Below are 16,527 nucleotides of genomic sequence, written 5' to 3'. Positions count from 1 at the left end.
GTCGGGTGGCATATCGGTCGGAAGTACGTAACCTGGGGTTATGTCGTGACCGAGCGGGTGTGAGGTGGTTGTCGTGACCGATCCGGTGGAGGATCTGGCGGTGCTGCTCGCGGCGTTGCCGGACGAGGACATGCTGAGTGTGGTGCTCGCCGCGACCGCCGGGCGCCCCGGCCTGCAACCGCTGCATCTGGTGGCGGCGGAGCTGTCCGCGGAGGGCGGTCATATGACCTGGGATCCGGATGTGAGTTCGCCCACCGATCCCGCCGTGGCGCCTGGTGTGTCCGGTACACCGACCTCCTACGACCAGCGAGGTTCGGGGTCCGTCGTGCCGATGATGCCGACGGCCGTGCCCGATATCGGCGGGTACTCCGAATCCGGTGTCCCTACTTTCGAGTCAGTTCGCGATAAGGTCGAGCGACGCTTCGGCAACGCGCAGGGCATGGGCGAACTCGATCGGCAGACCTCGGCGGGCCGCAGCGTGCAGGAACAGTGGCAGGCGCGGTCGAAATCCGCGCGAGAGCGTCTGGACGAGATCCGGAAGTCGTTGCACCGCAACGACCCCGGCTGATCGGGCGGGCCAGCGAACGAACTAGGGGTGCCGATGGCCCAGCCGCGCGAGATCGCCGAGCGACTGCTCGACGCGCAAGTCGATTTCATTCTCGCGGAGGTGAGCGGCGACCGGTTCACCGAGGTGGTCGGCCGCGACGTTGCGGCGGTGCTCGAGGTTGCCGACACCATCGTCTTGCGTGATGTGGTCACCGTCGAGGACGCGAAGCAGACCCTGCGCGTGGTCGTGGACCGGATCGGCGGCGGCCCGGCGATCGGGGATTCGGTGGGCGTCTTCGCCGACGCGATCTACGACAACATCGCCCGCAACGAGGAGTACACCCTCGGCGACGTGGTCGATCGCGAACCGGTGGAGGCGTTGCTGGAGAAGATCTTCGGCATGCATCAGGCGCAGGAGCGCCTGCTCGAGCGACTCACTGAGAGCCCGCTGATCGCCACTGTCGCTTCCAAGTTCGTGGACCGGCTGATCGATGACTTCATGGAGTCCAATCGGCAGATGGCCTCGAAGATTCCGGGCGTGGGATCGCTGGTCTCGTTCGGCACCTCGGCCGCCAAATCGGCGCGCAAGGCCGCCGAGAAGGCCGCGGACGGTACGTTCATCGGTGAAATGGCCGGTAAGGGAGCGCTTTTCGCGCTCAAGCGCACCAACAACGCGATTCGCGAGATGTTGCGCGATGCGCCGGTGCACAGTGCGGCCATGGAGTTCTGGGATCTGCACGCGGGTGAATCGGTGAGCGGTCTGCGCGACTACCTGACTCAGCAGGACGTGCGCGAACTCGCGCAGATCGTGCACCAGATCGCGCTGACCACCCGGGAGAAGGAGTATTTCGGTCTGCTCCTGGACGAATGCGTCGAGGTGTTCTTCACCAAGTACGGCGATCACACCCTGGCGGGGCTGCTTCCGGAACTGGGTCTGTCCGACCAGGACATCCGCACCGAGATCCTGCGCTACGGCCCGGCGGTGGTCGAGGCCGCCAAACGAAACGGCGTACTGGCCGGGCTGATCCGCGAACGTCTCGAGCCGTTCTACACCTCCGACGCGGTCCTGCGGATTCTCGGTGATGTGACCGCCTGAGTCACGACGACCGTCGGCGAGGCGCTTCGCTATTCGGTGACGATCGCGACCGCGTCGATCTCCACCAGCATCTCCGCCCGCGGCAGACCGGTGAAAACCGTTGTGCGGCAGGGCAGAACACCGGACGTGGTGTGCTCCTGCACGAAAGCGCCGTACGCGTCGTTCATGGCGGCGAAGTTCTCCCGCTCGGTGAGGTAGACCCGGAGCATCACCACGTCGTCGAAACTCGCCCCGGACGCCGTCACGATCGCCGCGACGTTCCGCAGGGTGCGGGTCGTCTGGGCGGCCACGTCACCCGGGTACAGATACTCGCCGGTGGCCGGGTCGACCGGCCCCTGACCCGAGACCTGGACGAACGGGCCCTTGCGCACACCCTGGGAGAAGGTGTGCGCCGGTGCGGGAGCCTCGGTGGTGCGAACGGCTGTCTTCTCGCTCACGGTGTGCCTTTCGATCGGTCGGCTGGACGGGGTTCGGTTCGCGGACTCCACCCGAGTTCGGCGGAGATGGCCTCGGCCGTGGCCCGCACCTGCGGCAGCAGGCCGAGCACCTGTTCGTGGTCCAGGAGTACGTCCGGTACCGATACCGAGAGCGCCGCGACGACCGCGCCGGTGCCGTCGTGTACGGGTACCGCGACGCAGTTGACGAAACTCTCGTGTTCCTCGTGGTCCTCGGCGAAGCCCTGGGCCGCAACGCGATCCAGTTCCGCCAGATACTGCTCGGGGGTGCGGACGGTGCGTTCGGTGAACGGGTGGTAGTCCAGTCGTTCGGCGATGGTTCGCCACTGTGCCCGTGGGTGCGCGGCGACCAGCACCTTGCCGACGGCGGTGCAGTGCAACGGCGCCGGGCGGCCGACCCGCGAGTACATCCGCACGCTCCGGGTGGCGTCGAGTTTGTCGATGTAGATCGCTTCGCCGGACTCGTAGGTCGCCAGATGCACCGTCTGCCCGGTGGCGGCGTTGAGCGCCTCCAGGTGGGGGCGGCCCAGCGTCCGGACATCACGGCGTTCGAGTGCGTGATTGGCCAGCTCGAACAGTCGCGAACCGAGCGTGTAGCGATGGCCGGTGTCGTGTGTGACGAAGCGGTCGGCCTCCATGGTCTGCAACAGTCGCAGCACCGTGGATTTGTGCACCTCCAGCCGGGCGGCGAGCTGGTCCAGCGTCTTGGGATCCTCGCCGAGTTCGACCAGGATGGTCAGGGCGCGTTGCAGGCTCTGACTCATGACACCTCCGCGGACTCGGGGGTGTAACGCAGTGCGGACCAGGCGGAAGGTGTTGCGGCGGCCCAGGATTCGAGGGTGGTCGCGGGCGGGAGTTCGGCGACGTCGCCCGTGCCGGTGAGTGCGGCGGCCGCGCACAGGTGGCCGAATCGCAGCAGCTGTTCGTGCGGCCGGCCCTGGAGCAGGGCGGCCAGATAGCCACCGGCGAACGCGTCGCCCGCGCCGATCGCCTCGGTCACCCGCAGGCGCAGCGCCGGGGTTTCGCAGCGGTCCTCGCCGAGGAATCCGGTGACCGAATGCCCGCTGTTCTTGATCACCAGATGCCGCGGCTGCGGGAACATCTCGCGCAGCCGGGCGGGGTTGCCGGTGCCGAACACCTCCTGTGCCTCGTCGGCCCCGAGGAATGCCACATCGGCCGCGCGTACCTGCCGGGCCAGGATGTCCGCGGCATCGTCACTGCGCCGGATCCACAGCGCCGGACGGTAATTCAGGTCGAAGCTGATCAACCGGCCGTGTCTGGGCAGGGCGAGGATCGCATCGGTGAGTTCGGTCGCCGACGGGGACAGCGCGGTGGTGACGCCGGTGAAATGGATCAGCTCGCAGTGCTCGAGCACTCCGGCGGCGGCGGTCAGGTCTGCGGGAGACAGGGCACTGGCCGCGGATCCGGTGCGGTAGTAGAGCATTCGGCTCGAACCTGCGGCCAGATCGGTGGGCAGCGCCGAACCGCCGCCGCGCTCCTTGACGTACAGACCTGTCGGCCGGGCGGGATCGGTGTGGACCGCGGAGGTGTCCACTCCGTGTTCGTTCAGATGACGAATCAGATAGCGGCCGAATCCGTCTCGGCCGACCCGGGATATCCACGCCGTGCCGATGCCCAGCTGGGTCAGGACGGTCGCGACGTTCACCTCGGCCCCGCCCGCGGTGCGCTCGAAGGCGGGGGAGTCCTCGAGTGGGCCGGGACGTGCGACGAGTACGGCGAGCCCCTCGCCCACGGTGACCGCCCGTATTCGCAGCGGCGTCGGCCAGATCACACTCATCTCCTTCGAACGCTTGCGGCTGTCGGGCATCCTGTGCAGAATAACCAGGGATAACACAATGTGCAATTAGCGTTGCAAAATACGCAATAGCCGTTGGTGATGAACCTGATGAGAGGAGTGTCGTGGCGAACGTCGGCGCACCGCCCATCGATGCCGCGATGGTCGCGGCCTTGCACGAGCGTGTCCTGGGCCCGGAGCACAAATCGCTGCCGCCGTCGGCATGGGGTCGTAGCGTGCGTGAATTCCTCGCCACCGCACCACATCTCGACGATCTGCAGACGCCGGTGCTCACCATGGACCGCTCCGCGCTGGATGCGAACACACGGCTGATGGCCGACTGGGCCGCCGCGGCCGGGGTGCGCTTGGCCCCGCACGGCAAGACGACGATGTCCCCGCAACTGTGGGGCGAGCAGCTCGCGGCCGGAGCCTGGGGGATCACGCTGGCCACCGGCTGGCAGGTGCAGGTGGCGCGCTCGTTCGGCGTGGCGCGGATACTGCTGGCCAACGCGCTGGTCGATCCGGTCGGATTACGTTGGCTCGCCGCCGAACTCGCGCGCGACCCGGGTTTCGAGTTCCGCAGCTGGGTGGACAGTGTGGCAACGGTCGAGACGATGGACCGGCATCTGGCCGACGCTCCCGAGGGGGTACGCGTGGCGGTGCTGGTCGAGCTCGGCGGGCCCGGCGGGCGAACCGGGGCCCGCGGCGTCGAGCAGGCGTTGGCCGTTGCTGCCGCCGTACGACGCTCCGCGCGGCTCGAGTTGGCGGGTGTCGGCGGATACGAGGGGGCGTTCGCGCACGATCGCGAGGCCGAAGCTGTCGCGGTGGTGCGCGGCTATCTCGACGATCTGGTCCGTCTGCATCGTGAACTCGCCGAGATCTACGAGTGTCCGGCGATCCTCACCGCCGGTGGGAGCGCCTATCAGGATCTGGTGGTGGACCGCCTCGCCGGATCAGCCGACGAGCCCGGCGCACGGGGCCCCGCGACCACCGTCGTGCTGCGGTCCGGCGCGTACATCATTCACGACGACGGCTTCTACTCCGGCATCTCGCCGTTGGCCGCCGCGCGCACCGAGCGCCCACTGCGTTCGGCCATGCACGGCTGGGCGCGCACGGTGTCGCGGCCAGAGCCGGGGCTGGCACTGCTGGACGCCGGTAAGCGGGATCTGCCGTTCGATGAGGGATTGCCGGTACCGCAACGGTTTTCGCGCGGGCAGGGCCAAGAGCAGATGCCGGACGGAGCGCACGTGTCGGCGCTCAACGACCAGCACGCCTTCCTGCGCCTGCCCGCCGACGGCGCCGCGCCGATCGGCAGTGTCGTGCGTCTGGGCCTGTCCCATCCGTGCACGGCCTTCGACAAGTGGCGGCTGATTCCGGTGATCGATGACGCCGCCGCTGACCGGCCGCGCGTGCTCGACCTGCTGCACACCTTCTTCTGAGGTAGCGAAAGATGATGGGCAGCCTGCTGATTCGCGGAGTCGACATCGTCGACGGGACGGGGAGTCCCCGCTTCCGCGGCGATGTCGCCGTGTCGGGCGGGCGCATCACCGAACTGGCCGGACCGGGCACGATCGGCGGCGGCGAGCGCGTCATCGATGGCGAGAAGCTGGTGCTGGCACCGGGTTTCATCGATATGCACGCGCATTCGGATCTGCATCTGCTCACCGAGCCGGGGCATCTCCCGAAGATCAGCCAGGGCATCACCACCGAGGTGATCGGACAGGACGGGTTGTCCTACGCGCCGATCGACGCGGCCACCCTGGCGGTGCTGCGCCGCCAGATCGCCGGATGGAACGGCAATCCCGCCGATCTGGACTTCTCCTGGCGCACCGTCGGGGAATACCTGGACCGGCTCGATGCGGGGATCACGCCCAATGCGGCGTATCTGGTGCCGCAGGGCACGCTGCGGCTGCTCGTCGTCGGTCCAGAGCAACGTCCGGCGACCGCGCGGGAGATCGAGCGCATGCGCGAGTTGCTGGCCGAAGGGCTGGCGCAGGGTGCGGTGGGGATGTCCAGCGGCCTGACGTACACGCCCGGAATGTACGCCGACACAGCGGAACTGGCGGCACTGTGCGAGGTGGTCGCGGCATCGGGCGGCTTCTACGCCCCGCACACCCGCTCCTACGGTGCGGGCGCGCTCGATGCCTATGCCGAGATGATCGGGCTGGCCCGCGAGACGGGGTGCGCGGTACATCTGACCCACGCCACCATGAATTTCGGCGTGAATCGCGGGCGCGCACCGGAATTGCTCGCCATGATCGACGACGCGCTGGCCCACGGCTGCGATATCAGCCTGGACACCTACCCGTACCTGCCCGGGTCGACCACCCTGTCGGCACTGCTGCCGAGCTGGGCCTCCTCGGGTGGGCCCGATGCGACGCTGGCTCGCCTGACCGATCCGCAGGACCGGGCGCGGATCGCCGAAGACCTGACCGTGCGCGGCTCGGACGGCTGTCACGGGGTCACGGTCGACTGGGAGACCATCCAGATCAGTGGCGTCGCGAATCCCGAGCTGGGCGGGTGCGTCGGGCGAACGGTCGCCGATATCGGTGCGGCACAGCATATTTCACCGGTGCAGATCTTCTTCGACCTGCTGCGCCGCGACGAGCTGGCGACCACGATCCTGCAACACGTCGGGCACGAGGAGAACGTGCGCGCCATCATGCGCCATGCCCGGCACATGGGCGGCAGTGATGCGCTGCTCGTCGGGGACCGGCCGCATCCACGGGCCTGGGGTGCCTTCCCGCGCTACCTCGGTCGATACGTGCGCGAACTCGGCGTGCTCGGACTCGAGGAATGCGTGCACCATCTGACCGGACGCCCCGCGCAGCGGCTGCGTCTGCGCGACCGCGGACTGATCCGGCCCGGGTACGCCGCGGACCTCGTGCTGTTCGACCCCGAGACGATCACCGACACAGCGACATTCGAACAGCCGAGACAACAGGCGCGGGGGATCGCTCATGTCCTGGTGAACGGCGAATTCGCGATCGACGGCGGCGTACCCACCGGGGCTCTCGCCGGGCGCGCGCTACGCATGACGCCGGGCGGCACCGATACAGGGGGCGATCGGTGAAATTTCATCAGCCAGAAGGCCCCCGGCCCGGGGCGTTTACGGACCGAGCGGAGGAGCTAAGCGGTGCAATCGAATACAGCTATTGAGGTGATCCGTGCCGACCGTGTGCTCACCGTCGTGCGCGCCCCGGAGATTCCCGATCCGGTGGCCCTGGCCGAGGCGCTCTCGGGTGCTGGAATCCGCGCGGTGGAACTGACTTTCACGACGCCGGGCGTACTGGACGCGCTGGCCGCCGCCTCGGCCGTGTCCGATGCGGTCGTCGGCGCGGGGACGGTGCTGACCGGCGAACAGGCCGAGCGGGCCATCGGCAGCGGCGCACGGTTCCTGGTGACCCCGGGACTGCGTCCGGCCGTGGCGGAAATGGCCGCACGACACGACATTCCGGTCGTGATGGGCGCGTTCACGCCCAGTGAGGTGATGGCCGCCCTGGACCTGGGCGCGGTGGCGGTGAAGATCTTCCCCGCTCGCGCGCTCGGTCCCGGCTATCTGAAGGATCTGCGGGGGCCTTTCCCCGATGCGGCGCTCATTCCCTCCGGCGGTGTCAACGCCGGTAACGCCGCCGAATTCCTGGCGCATGGCGCGGTGGCGGTCACGGCCGGCACCGACGTCGTCGCACCGGGCGATGTCGCCGCGGGCCGATGGTCCGAAATCGCCTCGCGGGCGAGATCTTTCGTTTCATCCATGAAGTGAGGTAAGTATGGCCGCCACCGTCGATTGGCTGCGGACCACCACACCGGGACTGCTGATTCTGTGCGGTCTCGCGATCGTCGTGCTGCTCGTGGCGATCATCCGGTTCAAACTCGAGCCCTTCATCGCGCTGCTACTGACCGGCCTGGTGCTGGCGCTGGCCGCCGGACTACCGGTGTCCAAGATCGTGGGCACACCGCTGAAATCCTCGGATTCCCTGCTGGAGACGGGATTCGGCGGGATTCTGGGGCACATCTCGGTGATCATCGGCCTGGGCACGGTGCTCGGCGCGATCCTGGAACGCTCCGGCGGCGCCGACGTGCTGGCGGAGAAGCTACAGAATCTGTTCGGGCCCAAGGGCGCTCCCGTCGCGATGGGTCTGGTCGGCCTCATCTTCGGCATTCCGGTGTTCTTCGACATCGGTATCTTCGTCCTCGCGCCGCTGATCTACGTGGCCGCCAAGCGGGGCGGCGGATCGCTGGTGCTGTACGCGATGCCGATGGTGGCGGGTCTGTCCATGACGCACGCATTCCTTCCCCCGCACCCGGGTCCGGTGGCATTGGGCGGGCTGATGGGGGTGAACCTGGGCTGGCTGATCATCATGGGCCTGGTGTGCGGCCTGCCGGGATTCGTTGCGGCGGGCCTGGTCTGGGGCAGTTTCATCGGCAAGCGGATCACGGTGGACGTCCCGGCGGAATTCCTGGTGCGGCCCTCGGGCGATGCGGCCGAGCCGGAGCGAATCGCGCATACCGCTGGGACACAAGGGGATACCCCGGCCGAAGCCGAACCGACTCGACGGCCCTCGGTCGCCCTGATCGGTGCGATCATCGCGATTCCGCTGGTGCTGATCCTGGGCGCGACCTTCGGCAGCCAGTTGCTGAAGACGAAGTCCGCGCCGCTCGAGGTGCTGACCTTCCTCGGCAACCCGGCCGTCGCGCTGCTGATCGCGGTCCTGGTCGCCTTCTACATCCTGGGTCTGCGGCGCGGCTCGACGGTGCAGCAGCTCGGCGTGCTGACCGCGGAATCGCTGCGGCCCGTGGGCATGCTGCTGCTCGTCATCGGTGCGGGCGCGTTCTTCGGCGCGGTCATCTCGGCCACCGGCATCGGAAAGGTGCTCGCGCACACCATGTCCGAGGCCGGACTGCCGGTGATCGTGCTCGCCTACATCATCAGCTGCGGTCTGCGCATCGCCCAGGGCTCGGCCACCGTGGCGATCGTCACCACCGGTGGCATCGTCGGCCCGCTGGTCGTCGGACACGGCTACTCACAGATGTCGCTGGCGTTGATCGCCATGGCGATCGCGGCCGGTTCGATCATTCTGAGCCACGTCAACGACGGCGGCTTCTGGATGATCTCGAAATTCTTCAATCTGTCGGTGAAACAGACGCTGCAGACCTGGAGTGTGCTCGAGACGGTGCTGTCGGTGGTGAGTTTCGCGGTGGCGGCGATACTGTTCGCCCTGGTGAGCTGACCGCGCCGGGACTAGACCCGCGCCGGTTCCGGTTCGCTGCCCAAGCCGCCGAACATCTTCCGCTTCAGCGGGGGCAGCGCACCGGCCAGCCGGAAGACCGTGCGGGCCATGGTGCGGGACACCCGGCTGTCCGAGACGGACTGCTCGGCGGCCTGCAGGGAGGCGCGCACGGCGGCGAAACCGTAGCCGATCATCTGCGCCTCGTACTCGTGCAGGGCGCCGAGCAGCGGCCGCTCACCGCGCGCCGCGGCGGTGAGCGCGGCTGTCAGCAGGTGCGCGTCGCGCAGGGCGGTGTTGGCGCCGATACCGCGGAACGGGGTCATGCTGTGAATCGCATCGCCCAGCAGCGTGACATTCGTCGTCTCCCAGGGCTCGACCGGGACCGAGGTGCGGATCGGCAGCAGGGTGACGGTTTCGATGTCGCATCCGGTGATCAGCTCGCGCAGCTGCGGTGACCAGTCGGCGGTGAGCCGATCGGCGAGATCCCGAAGCCGCTCGGGCCCCATGGTTTCCAGATCCGCCGGATAATCGCCGCGTTTGGCGGCGTAGCTCCACAACACATAGGGCCGGGTGTTGTCGAACAGCGCGCCCGGATACAGCTGTGCGGCACCGTCGTTGCCGCCGATCGTCCCGGAACCGGCTCCGGCGGCAGAGAATTCGTGCGGTGCGACGAACATGCCGCAGCTCCTGGGCGGAATGACGCTGACCGGAGCCAGCTGCAGCCGGGGTGCGAGGCGACGGCGGCTCTGCTCGGTCAGCATGTACTTGCCGCCGATGGCGACGATGCCGGTGTCGACGCGCTCGGCGTGCGGGAGCAGTTGCGCGCGCACCCGCGAGGTACCGCCGTCCGCGCCGACCAGCACATCCCCGATCGCCGTCGTGCCGTCGGCGAATCGGGCCTCGACGCGACCGTCGGGCAGCTGGGTGTATCCGGTGATCGCCTTGTCGTAGTGCACCACGTCGTCCAGTTCGGACAGCAGGATCTGACGCAGGGTGATGCGGCTGACGCCGAAGTTGCGGTCGACCTCGTCGGCGGGATTGCCCTCGATGGTCTCGCGGTCGAGTTCTAGCAGGGTGGTCATCCGCTCGGTGGCGAATCCGAATCCGATTCCGGACTCGACCGGATTGGAGTGGTCGACGAACGCGCGGTACAGATGTTCGGGCAGCAGTTCGTGCAGGGCCCGGCTGCCGCGCGGGCTGATGTGGATGCGAAAGCCCTGCAGCCGATCGGTGCGGTGCCGATCGCGTTCGTATACCGCGACCTCGACTCCGGCCTTGCGGAGCCCGTGCGCCAGGGCGAGGCCGCCGATCCCGCCACCGGCGATGATCACGCGCACAGATGTATCAGCGGACATGGTATCCACTTCCAATCCTGATCGATTATCAATAGCGAGAAGGGTTTTCGGGTAGATCAGCCCTGGCTCCAGCCGAACGGCCGGTTGCGCTTGCGGGCGGCCTGCTGCTGTTCGGCGCCGTAGCGCGCCCAGTCCTGGGTCAGCCGGGTGAGCAGCCGGGTCAGGGTGACCACGTCGTCGGCGGGCCACTCGGCGATCACCGCGCCGAATACCTGCTCCCCGACGTCGAGGAACTGCCGCAATTCGGTGCGTCCGGTGTCGGTGGCCACCAGCAGGACCGCGCGACGATCCGCCGGGTCGGGCTCGGTGCTCACCAGTTCGGCCTCGGCCAGCGCCCGGATGTGCCGGGTGATCGAGGAGGGGAGGGCGTCGAGCCGTTCGGCGACCTCGCCCGCGCGCAGCGGGCCGTGTTCGACGGCCAGTTGCAAGACGCCCAGCCGGACCGCGTCGAACATCCGCGCCTGCCCCTGCCGGTTGGCCTCGGCGAAATGCGAGACGGTGCGAACCAGCTCGCCGATCTGGGACTTATTTGCTTGCATGAAACAAAGGTAAATTATTTGATCCTGTGAAACAAGTATTTTTTCCGGCAACCCCGCTATGAATGGGATTGCATGATCGTGCATAATCATCACATGGCGGATACCTCGAGTGGGCCCGTGCTGCGGGTCGCGGTGGCTGGTGCGAGCGGATACGCGGGCGGTGAAGTCCTGCGATTGCTGCTGGGACATCCCGCGTACCGAAGTGGGCGTCTCGAGATCGGGGCGCTGACCGCCGGGTCCAATGCGGGTACGCCGCTGGGGGAGTCGCAGCCGCATCTGCTGCCCCTGGCCGATCGGGTGCTCACCGAGACGACGCCGGAGATCCTGGCCGGACACGACATCGTCTTCCTCGGCCTGCCACACGGCCAGTCGGCGGCAATCGCCACCGCACTGCCCGAGTCCACGGTGATCATCGACTGCGGCGCGGATTTCCGGCTCACCGACGCGCAGGCATGGGAGCGGTACTACAAGACTCCGCATGCGGGCAGCTGGCCCTACGGCCTGCCCGAACTACCGGGTGCGCGCGAGCGGTTGCGCGGCGCGACCCGCATCGCGGTGCCGGGCTGCTATCCCACCGTGTCCAGCCTGGCGCTGGCGCCGGCGGTGGCCGCCGGGATCGTCGAGCCGAGCGTGCATATCGTCGCGGTGAGTGGGACCTCCGGCGCGGGCCGCAAACCCGATGTGGGACTGCTGGGTTCGGAGGTGATGGGTTCCGTGCGCGCCTACGGCATCGCCGGTGCGCACCGGCACACCCCGGAGATCGCGCAGAATCTGAAGGCGGCGGCCGCGAGTGCCGCGGCGGGCCGCGAATTCGATTGCGCCGGGGCCGATGTCACGGTCTCGTTCACCCCGGTGCTCGCGCCGATGCCGCGCGGCATTCTGGCCACCTGCACCGCGCCCACGCGAGTGGATCTCGCGCAGGCCCGCGCGGTCTACGAGAAGGCCTACGCCGACGAACCCTTCGTGCATCTGCTGCCCGAAGGGCAACTGCCGCAGACCGGTTCGGTGCTCGGCTCCAACGCGGTGACTCTCCAGGTCGCCGTGGACGCCGACGCCGGACAGCTGGTCGTGATCGGCGCGATCGACAACCTGACCAAGGGCACCGCGGGGGCCGCGGTGCAATCGATGAATCTGGCGGTCGGCTACGACGAGACCGCCGGACTTCCCACCGTAGGAGTGGCACCGTGACATCCAGCGACAAATTGGTCCGGACCCAGGGTGTGACCGCACCGCTGGGATTCCGCGCGGCCGGGATCGCCGCCGGGATCAAGGCGACCGGCAAGCCGGATCTGGCACTGGTGGTCAACGAGGGTCCGGAATGCGGTGCGGCCGGGGTGTTCACCCGCAACAAGGTCAAGGCCGCGCCCGTGCTGTGGTCGCAGCAGGTGCTGACCGGCGGCCGGTTGCGCGCGGTCATCCTGAACTCCGGCGGTGCGAACGCCTGCACCGGTCCGGGCGGATTCCAGGACACCCATGCCACCGCCGAGGAATTGGCGAAAGCGTTGAGCAACTGGGGAACCGAAACCGGCGCGGGCGAGATCGCGGTCTGCTCGACCGGACTGATCGGGGACCGGCTGCCGATGGACAAGGTGATCGCGGGCGTCACCGAGATCGTGCACGAGATGGCCGGCGGGATATCCGGCGGGACCGATGCCGCGCACGCCATCATGACCACCGACACCGTCCCGAAGGAAGCGGCGTACCACCATCACGACAAGTGGAACGTCGGCGGGATGGCCAAGGGCGCGGGCATGCTGGCCCCGTCGCTGGCGACCATGCTCGTGGTGCTGACCACCGATGCCGTGGCCACTCCCGAACAGCTGGATTCCGCACTGCGCAAGGCGACTTCGCGCACCTTCGATCGCCTCGACGTCGACGGCTCGTGCTCCACGAACGACACCGTGCTGCTGCTGGCCAGCGGTGCCAGTGAGGTCACCCCCGCGCAGGAGGATCTGGACGCGGCGGTCCTGGCCGTCTGTGATGATCTGGCCGGGCAGTTGATGGCCGACGCGGAGGGCGTCACCAAGCGGGTGCTGGTCACCGTGCGCGGTGCGGTGGACGAGGATCAGGCGCTGATCGGAGCTCGTGCGGTGGCCCGCGACTCGCTGGTCAAGACCGCGATCTTCGGATCGGATCCGAACTGGGGCCGGGTACTGGCCGCGATCGGCATCGCACCGATCGACCTGGAGCCCGATCGAATCTCGGTGTCGTTCAACGGGAATCCGGTGTGCGTCGGCGGGATGGGCGCACCGGGCGCACGGGATGTCGATCTGTCCGGCGCGGACATCCACATCGTGATCGATCTGGATCTGGGCCAGGGCGAGGCCACCATCCGGACCACGGACCTCTCGCACGGGTATGTCGAAGAGAATTCGGCGTACAGCTCATGAGCGAGACCGATTCCACTGTGCCCCGGTCGGTCACCGATACCGTGGCCGGGCTGTCCGCACTGGACAAGGCGCACGTGCTGGCCGACGCGCTGCCCTGGCTGCAGAAGTTCCGCGACACCGTCGTGGTGGTGAAATACGGCGGCAACGCCATGATCGACGAGGACCTCAAGCGCGCCTTCGCCGCCGATATGGTCTTCCTGCGCACGGTGGGCGTCCACCCGATCGTGGTGCACGGCGGCGGCCCGCAGATCAGCGCGATGCTCAAACGGCTCGGTCTGGAAGGCGAATTCCGCGGCGGGCTGCGGGTCACCACACCAGAGGTGCTGGACGTCGCGCGGATGGTGCTGTTCGGTCAGGTCGGCCGGGAGCTGGTCGGCCTGATCAATGCGCACGGCCCGTACGGCGTGGGCATCTCCGGCGAGGACGCGCGGCTGTTCACCGCGACCCGCCGCACCCTCGAGATCGACGGTGAGACAACCGATATCGGCCTGGTCGGCGACGTCACGTCGGTGAATCCGGACGCGGTGCTGGACATCGTGCGGGCGGGTCGCATTCCGGTCGTGTCGACCCTGGCCCCCGATGTGGACGGCGTGGTGCACAACGTCAACGCCGACACCGCCGCGGGCGCGCTGGCCGCCGCGGTGGGTGCGGAGAAACTGGTCGTGCTGACCGATGTCGAAGGGCTGTACACGAATTGGCCCGACCGGTCCTCGCTGACCACCCACATCGACGCCGACGCGCTGGCGAAGCTGCTGCCCTCGCTGGACTCGGGCATGGTGCCCAAGATGGAGGCCTGTCTGCGCGCGGTGCTCGGCGGCGTGCCGACCGCACACGTCATCGACGGGCGGGTGCCGCACGCGGTCTTGTTGGAATTGTTCACCGGGGAGGGAATCGGCACGATGATCTCCCCCTCGACCCCACCGCGGACCTCTGCGCCGCAGGAGGGCACGGAAAACCCATGAGTACTCAGGACATTCAGCAGCGGTGGTCCAATTCGCTGATGAACAACTACGGCACCCCCGCGATCGCGCTGGTGCGCGGTTCGGGCGCGGAACTGCACGACGCCGACGGGAAGCGCTACCTCGATTTCCTCGGCGGTATCGCGGTGAACAGCCTCGGGCACGCCCATCCGGCGATCGTCGAGGCGGTGACCGCGCAGCTGAACATGCTCGGACACGTCTCGAATCTGTATGCCAGTGAACCGGTGATCGAACTCGCCGAACGTCTGCTGGCGCATTTCGGTGACGGTGCGGGCCGGGCGTTCTTCTGCAATTCGGGCACCGAGGCGAACGAGGCGGCTTTCAAGATCGCACGGCTGACCGGGCGCACCAAGATCGTCGCCTGCGAGGAGGCGTTCCACGGCCGCACCATGGGCGCGCTCGCGCTGACCGGCCAGCCGTCCAAGCGCGCGCCGTTCGAGCCGATGCCGCCCGGCGTCGTGCACGTACCCTACGGTGACGCCGAAGCCCTTGCCGCCGTGGTCGATTCGGATACCGCCGCGGTATTCCTGGAACCGATGATGGGGGAGAGCGGGGTCGTGGTGCCGCCGCCGGACTATCTGGCCACCGCCCGCGCGATCACCGCCGAACACGGCGCACTGCTGATCCTGGACGAGGTGCAGACCGGCATCGGCCGCACCGGCCACTTCTACGCCCATCAGGCCGCGGGTCTGGTGCCGGACGTGATCACCCTGGCCAAGGGCCTGGGCGGCGGACTGCCGATCGGCGCGGTGCTCGCGCAGGGCCGTGCGGCGGACCTGCTCACCCCCGGCCTGCACGGGACCACCTTCGGCGGCAACCCGGTGTGCGCCGCCGCGGCGCTGGCGGTGCTGCGCACCATCGACCGGGACGATCTGCTGCACAACGTGGAGACGGTCGGCAAGAAACTCACCGACGGCATTGCCGAACTCGGGCATCCGCTGGTCGACCACGTGCGTGGCGCGGGCCTGCTGATCGGCATCCAGCTGAATCGACCGGCGGCCGCGCAGGTGGAACTGGCCGCCCGCGAACGTGGTTATCTGGTGAATCCGGCCAAGCCCGACGTCATCCGGCTGGCGCCGCCGCTGATCTTGACCGAGACTCAAGCCTCGAGCCTGCTGTCGGATCTGCCCGGCATCCTGGACACCGCCCTGGAGAAGCACACCACCCTGGAGAAGGGGGACAAGTGAGCATCCGTCACTTCCTACGCGACGACGACGTCAGCCCGGCCGAACAGGCCGAAATCCTCGCGCTGGCAGCGGAACTGAAGGCGGCGCCGTTCTCGCGGCGACCGCTGGAGGGTCCGCGCGGGGTCGGAGTGATCTTCGAGAAGAACTCCACCCGCACCCGGTTCTCCTTCGAGATGGGGATCGCCCAGATCGGCGGACACGCGGTGGTGGTCGACGGCCGCACCACCCAGCTGGGCCGCGAGGAGACCCTCGCGGACACCGGCCGGGTGCTCTCGCGCTACGTCGACGCGATCGTGTGGCGCACCTTCGAACAGGACCGGCTCGACGAGATGGCCGCCACGGCAACGGTTCCCGTGGTGAACGCGCTGTCCAACGAATTCCACCCCTGTCAGGTGCTGGCCGATCTGCTGACCCTGACCGAGCGCAAGGGCGATCTGACCGGCCGCACCCTGGCCTACTTCGGCGACGGCGCGAACAACATGGCGCATTCACTGCTGGTGGGCGGCGTCACCGCGGGCCTGAACGTGATCATCGCCGCGCCTTCGGGTTTCGAGCCCGCGGACTGGGTGCTCGACGCCGCTCGCAAGCGTGCCGCGGAGACCGGGGCGAGCGTCACGGTCACCGGCGATCCGGTCGCCGCGGCCACCGGCGCGGACGCACTGGTCACCGACGCCTGGACCTCCATGGGTCAGGAGAACGACGGTCTGGACCGGGTCGGCCCGTTCCGGCCGTTCCAGGTCAACGCCGAACTGCTCGCCCATGCGGCCGCGGATGCGGTTGTGCTGCACTGCCTTCCGGCGCACCGCGGGGAGGAGATCACCGACGAGGTGATCGACGGCCCGCACAGCGTCGTCTGGGACGAGGCGGAGAACCGCCTGCACGCACAGAAGGCGCTGCTGGTGTGGCTGTTGGGCAAGAACGATGGGCAGGAGCGACGATCGTGATCGGAAGAC

At 68.3% G+C, this 16,527-nt stretch carries 16 protein-coding genes; 11 read left to right on the top strand and 5 right to left on the bottom strand.

Annotation, left to right across the window (positions count from 1 at the left end; translation table 11 throughout):
- The first annotated feature begins 73 nt into the window (after window positions 1–73).
- Window positions 74–568 (top strand): PspA/IM30 family protein, encoded by a 495-nt coding sequence (locus K7711_RS34085; protein ID WP_308015076.1) that lies wholly within the window; start codon window positions 74–76, stop codon window positions 566–568.
- Between the two features lie 33 nt (window positions 569–601).
- Window positions 602–1,642 (top strand): hypothetical protein, encoded by a 1,041-nt coding sequence (locus K7711_RS34080; RefSeq protein ID WP_222974710.1) that lies wholly within the window; start codon window positions 602–604, stop codon window positions 1,640–1,642.
- Window positions 1,643–1,671: 29 nt separating this feature from the next.
- On the opposite strand, the gene K7711_RS34075 is transcribed toward K7711_RS34080, so the two are convergent.
- The 3 genes from K7711_RS34075 to K7711_RS34065 are packed head-to-tail and all read right to left on the bottom strand — an operon-like array spanning window position 1,672 to window position 3,925.
- Window positions 1,672–2,079 (bottom strand): RidA family protein, encoded by a 408-nt coding sequence (locus K7711_RS34075; protein ID WP_222974708.1) that lies wholly within the window; start codon window positions 2,077–2,079, stop codon window positions 1,672–1,674.
- Window positions 2,076–2,861, bottom strand: a complete 786-nt coding sequence (locus K7711_RS34070) for an IclR family transcriptional regulator (protein WP_222974706.1) — start codon at window positions 2,859–2,861, stop codon at window positions 2,076–2,078. Before K7711_RS34070 ends, K7711_RS34075 begins: the two co-directional genes overlap by 4 nt.
- Window positions 2,858–3,925 carry a sugar kinase gene (locus K7711_RS34065; protein WP_235748211.1) on the bottom strand — a complete coding sequence of 356 codons (1,068 nt, stop codon included), beginning with the start codon at window positions 3,923–3,925 and terminating at the stop codon, window positions 2,858–2,860. The genes K7711_RS34070 and K7711_RS34065 overlap by 4 nt, the downstream gene beginning before the upstream one ends.
- A 128-nt stretch (window positions 3,926–4,053) precedes the next feature.
- Here K7711_RS34065 and K7711_RS34060 point away from each other — a divergent pair, with 128 nt between their 5' ends.
- From K7711_RS34060 to K7711_RS34045, 4 genes are all read left to right on the top strand, one after another.
- Window positions 4,054–5,331: a type III PLP-dependent enzyme domain-containing protein gene (locus K7711_RS34060; protein ID WP_222975041.1), complete on the top strand. Its 1,278-nt coding sequence runs from the start codon at window positions 4,054–4,056 to the stop codon at window positions 5,329–5,331.
- 14 nt (window positions 5,332–5,345) lie between these two features.
- Window positions 5,346–6,965, top strand: coding sequence for an N-acyl-D-amino-acid deacylase family protein (locus tag K7711_RS34055; RefSeq protein WP_222975039.1), 1,620 nt, complete (start codon window positions 5,346–5,348; stop codon window positions 6,963–6,965).
- Between the two features lie 63 nt (window positions 6,966–7,028).
- On the top strand, window positions 7,029–7,655 hold the full coding sequence (locus tag K7711_RS34050) for a bifunctional 4-hydroxy-2-oxoglutarate aldolase/2-dehydro-3-deoxy-phosphogluconate aldolase (protein ID WP_222974704.1): 627 nt from the start codon (window positions 7,029–7,031) through the stop codon (window positions 7,653–7,655).
- Window positions 7,656–7,662: 7 nt separating this feature from the next.
- A complete protein-coding gene (locus K7711_RS34045; protein WP_222974702.1) occupies window positions 7,663–9,123 on the top strand; it encodes a GntP family permease in 1,461 nt (486 codons plus the stop codon).
- An 11-nt stretch (window positions 9,124–9,134) separates the two neighbouring features.
- On the opposite strand, the gene K7711_RS34040 is transcribed toward K7711_RS34045, so the two are convergent.
- Window positions 9,135–10,478, bottom strand: a complete 1,344-nt coding sequence (locus K7711_RS34040) for an FAD-dependent oxidoreductase (RefSeq protein WP_222974700.1) — start codon at window positions 10,476–10,478, stop codon at window positions 9,135–9,137.
- A gap of 56 nt (window positions 10,479–10,534) precedes the next feature.
- A complete protein-coding gene (locus K7711_RS34035; RefSeq protein WP_222974698.1) occupies window positions 10,535–11,017 on the bottom strand; it encodes a MarR family winged helix-turn-helix transcriptional regulator in 483 nt (160 codons plus the stop codon).
- 93 nt (window positions 11,018–11,110) lie between these two features.
- On the opposite strand from K7711_RS34035, the gene argC reads away from it, so the two are divergent.
- Genes argC through argF form a run of 5 tightly spaced genes read left to right on the top strand, consistent with a single transcriptional unit; the run spans window position 11,111 to window position 16,518 of the window.
- A complete protein-coding gene (argC, locus tag K7711_RS34030; RefSeq protein WP_222974696.1) occupies window positions 11,111–12,205 on the top strand; it encodes an N-acetyl-gamma-glutamyl-phosphate reductase in 1,095 nt (364 codons plus the stop codon).
- Complete coding sequence (gene argJ, locus K7711_RS34025) at window positions 12,202–13,407, top strand: bifunctional glutamate N-acetyltransferase/amino-acid acetyltransferase ArgJ (RefSeq protein ID WP_222974694.1); 1,206 nt, start codon at window positions 12,202–12,204, stop codon at window positions 13,405–13,407. The genes argC and argJ overlap by 4 nt, the downstream gene beginning before the upstream one ends.
- Complete coding sequence (argB, locus tag K7711_RS34020) at window positions 13,404–14,369, top strand: acetylglutamate kinase (protein ID WP_222974692.1); 966 nt, start codon at window positions 13,404–13,406, stop codon at window positions 14,367–14,369. The genes argJ and argB overlap by 4 nt, the downstream gene beginning before the upstream one ends.
- On the top strand, window positions 14,366–15,574 hold the full coding sequence (locus K7711_RS34015) for an acetylornithine transaminase (protein ID WP_222974690.1): 1,209 nt from the start codon (window positions 14,366–14,368) through the stop codon (window positions 15,572–15,574). The genes argB and K7711_RS34015 overlap by 4 nt, the downstream gene beginning before the upstream one ends.
- Window positions 15,571–16,518 carry an ornithine carbamoyltransferase gene (argF, locus tag K7711_RS34010; RefSeq protein ID WP_222974689.1) on the top strand — a complete coding sequence of 316 codons (948 nt, stop codon included), beginning with the start codon at window positions 15,571–15,573 and terminating at the stop codon, window positions 16,516–16,518. Before K7711_RS34015 ends, argF begins: the two co-directional genes overlap by 4 nt.
- Window positions 16,519–16,527: the final 9 nt, after the last annotated feature.

Origin of the sequence: Nocardia coffeae, from assembly GCF_019890715.1 — a bacterium.
In the GTDB taxonomy this organism is placed as follows: domain Bacteria; phylum Actinomycetota; class Actinomycetes; order Mycobacteriales; family Mycobacteriaceae; genus Nocardia; species Nocardia jiangxiensis.
The sequence above is the reverse complement of the archived record's forward strand: the minus strand, read 5'-3'. Positions and strand labels throughout refer to the sequence as shown.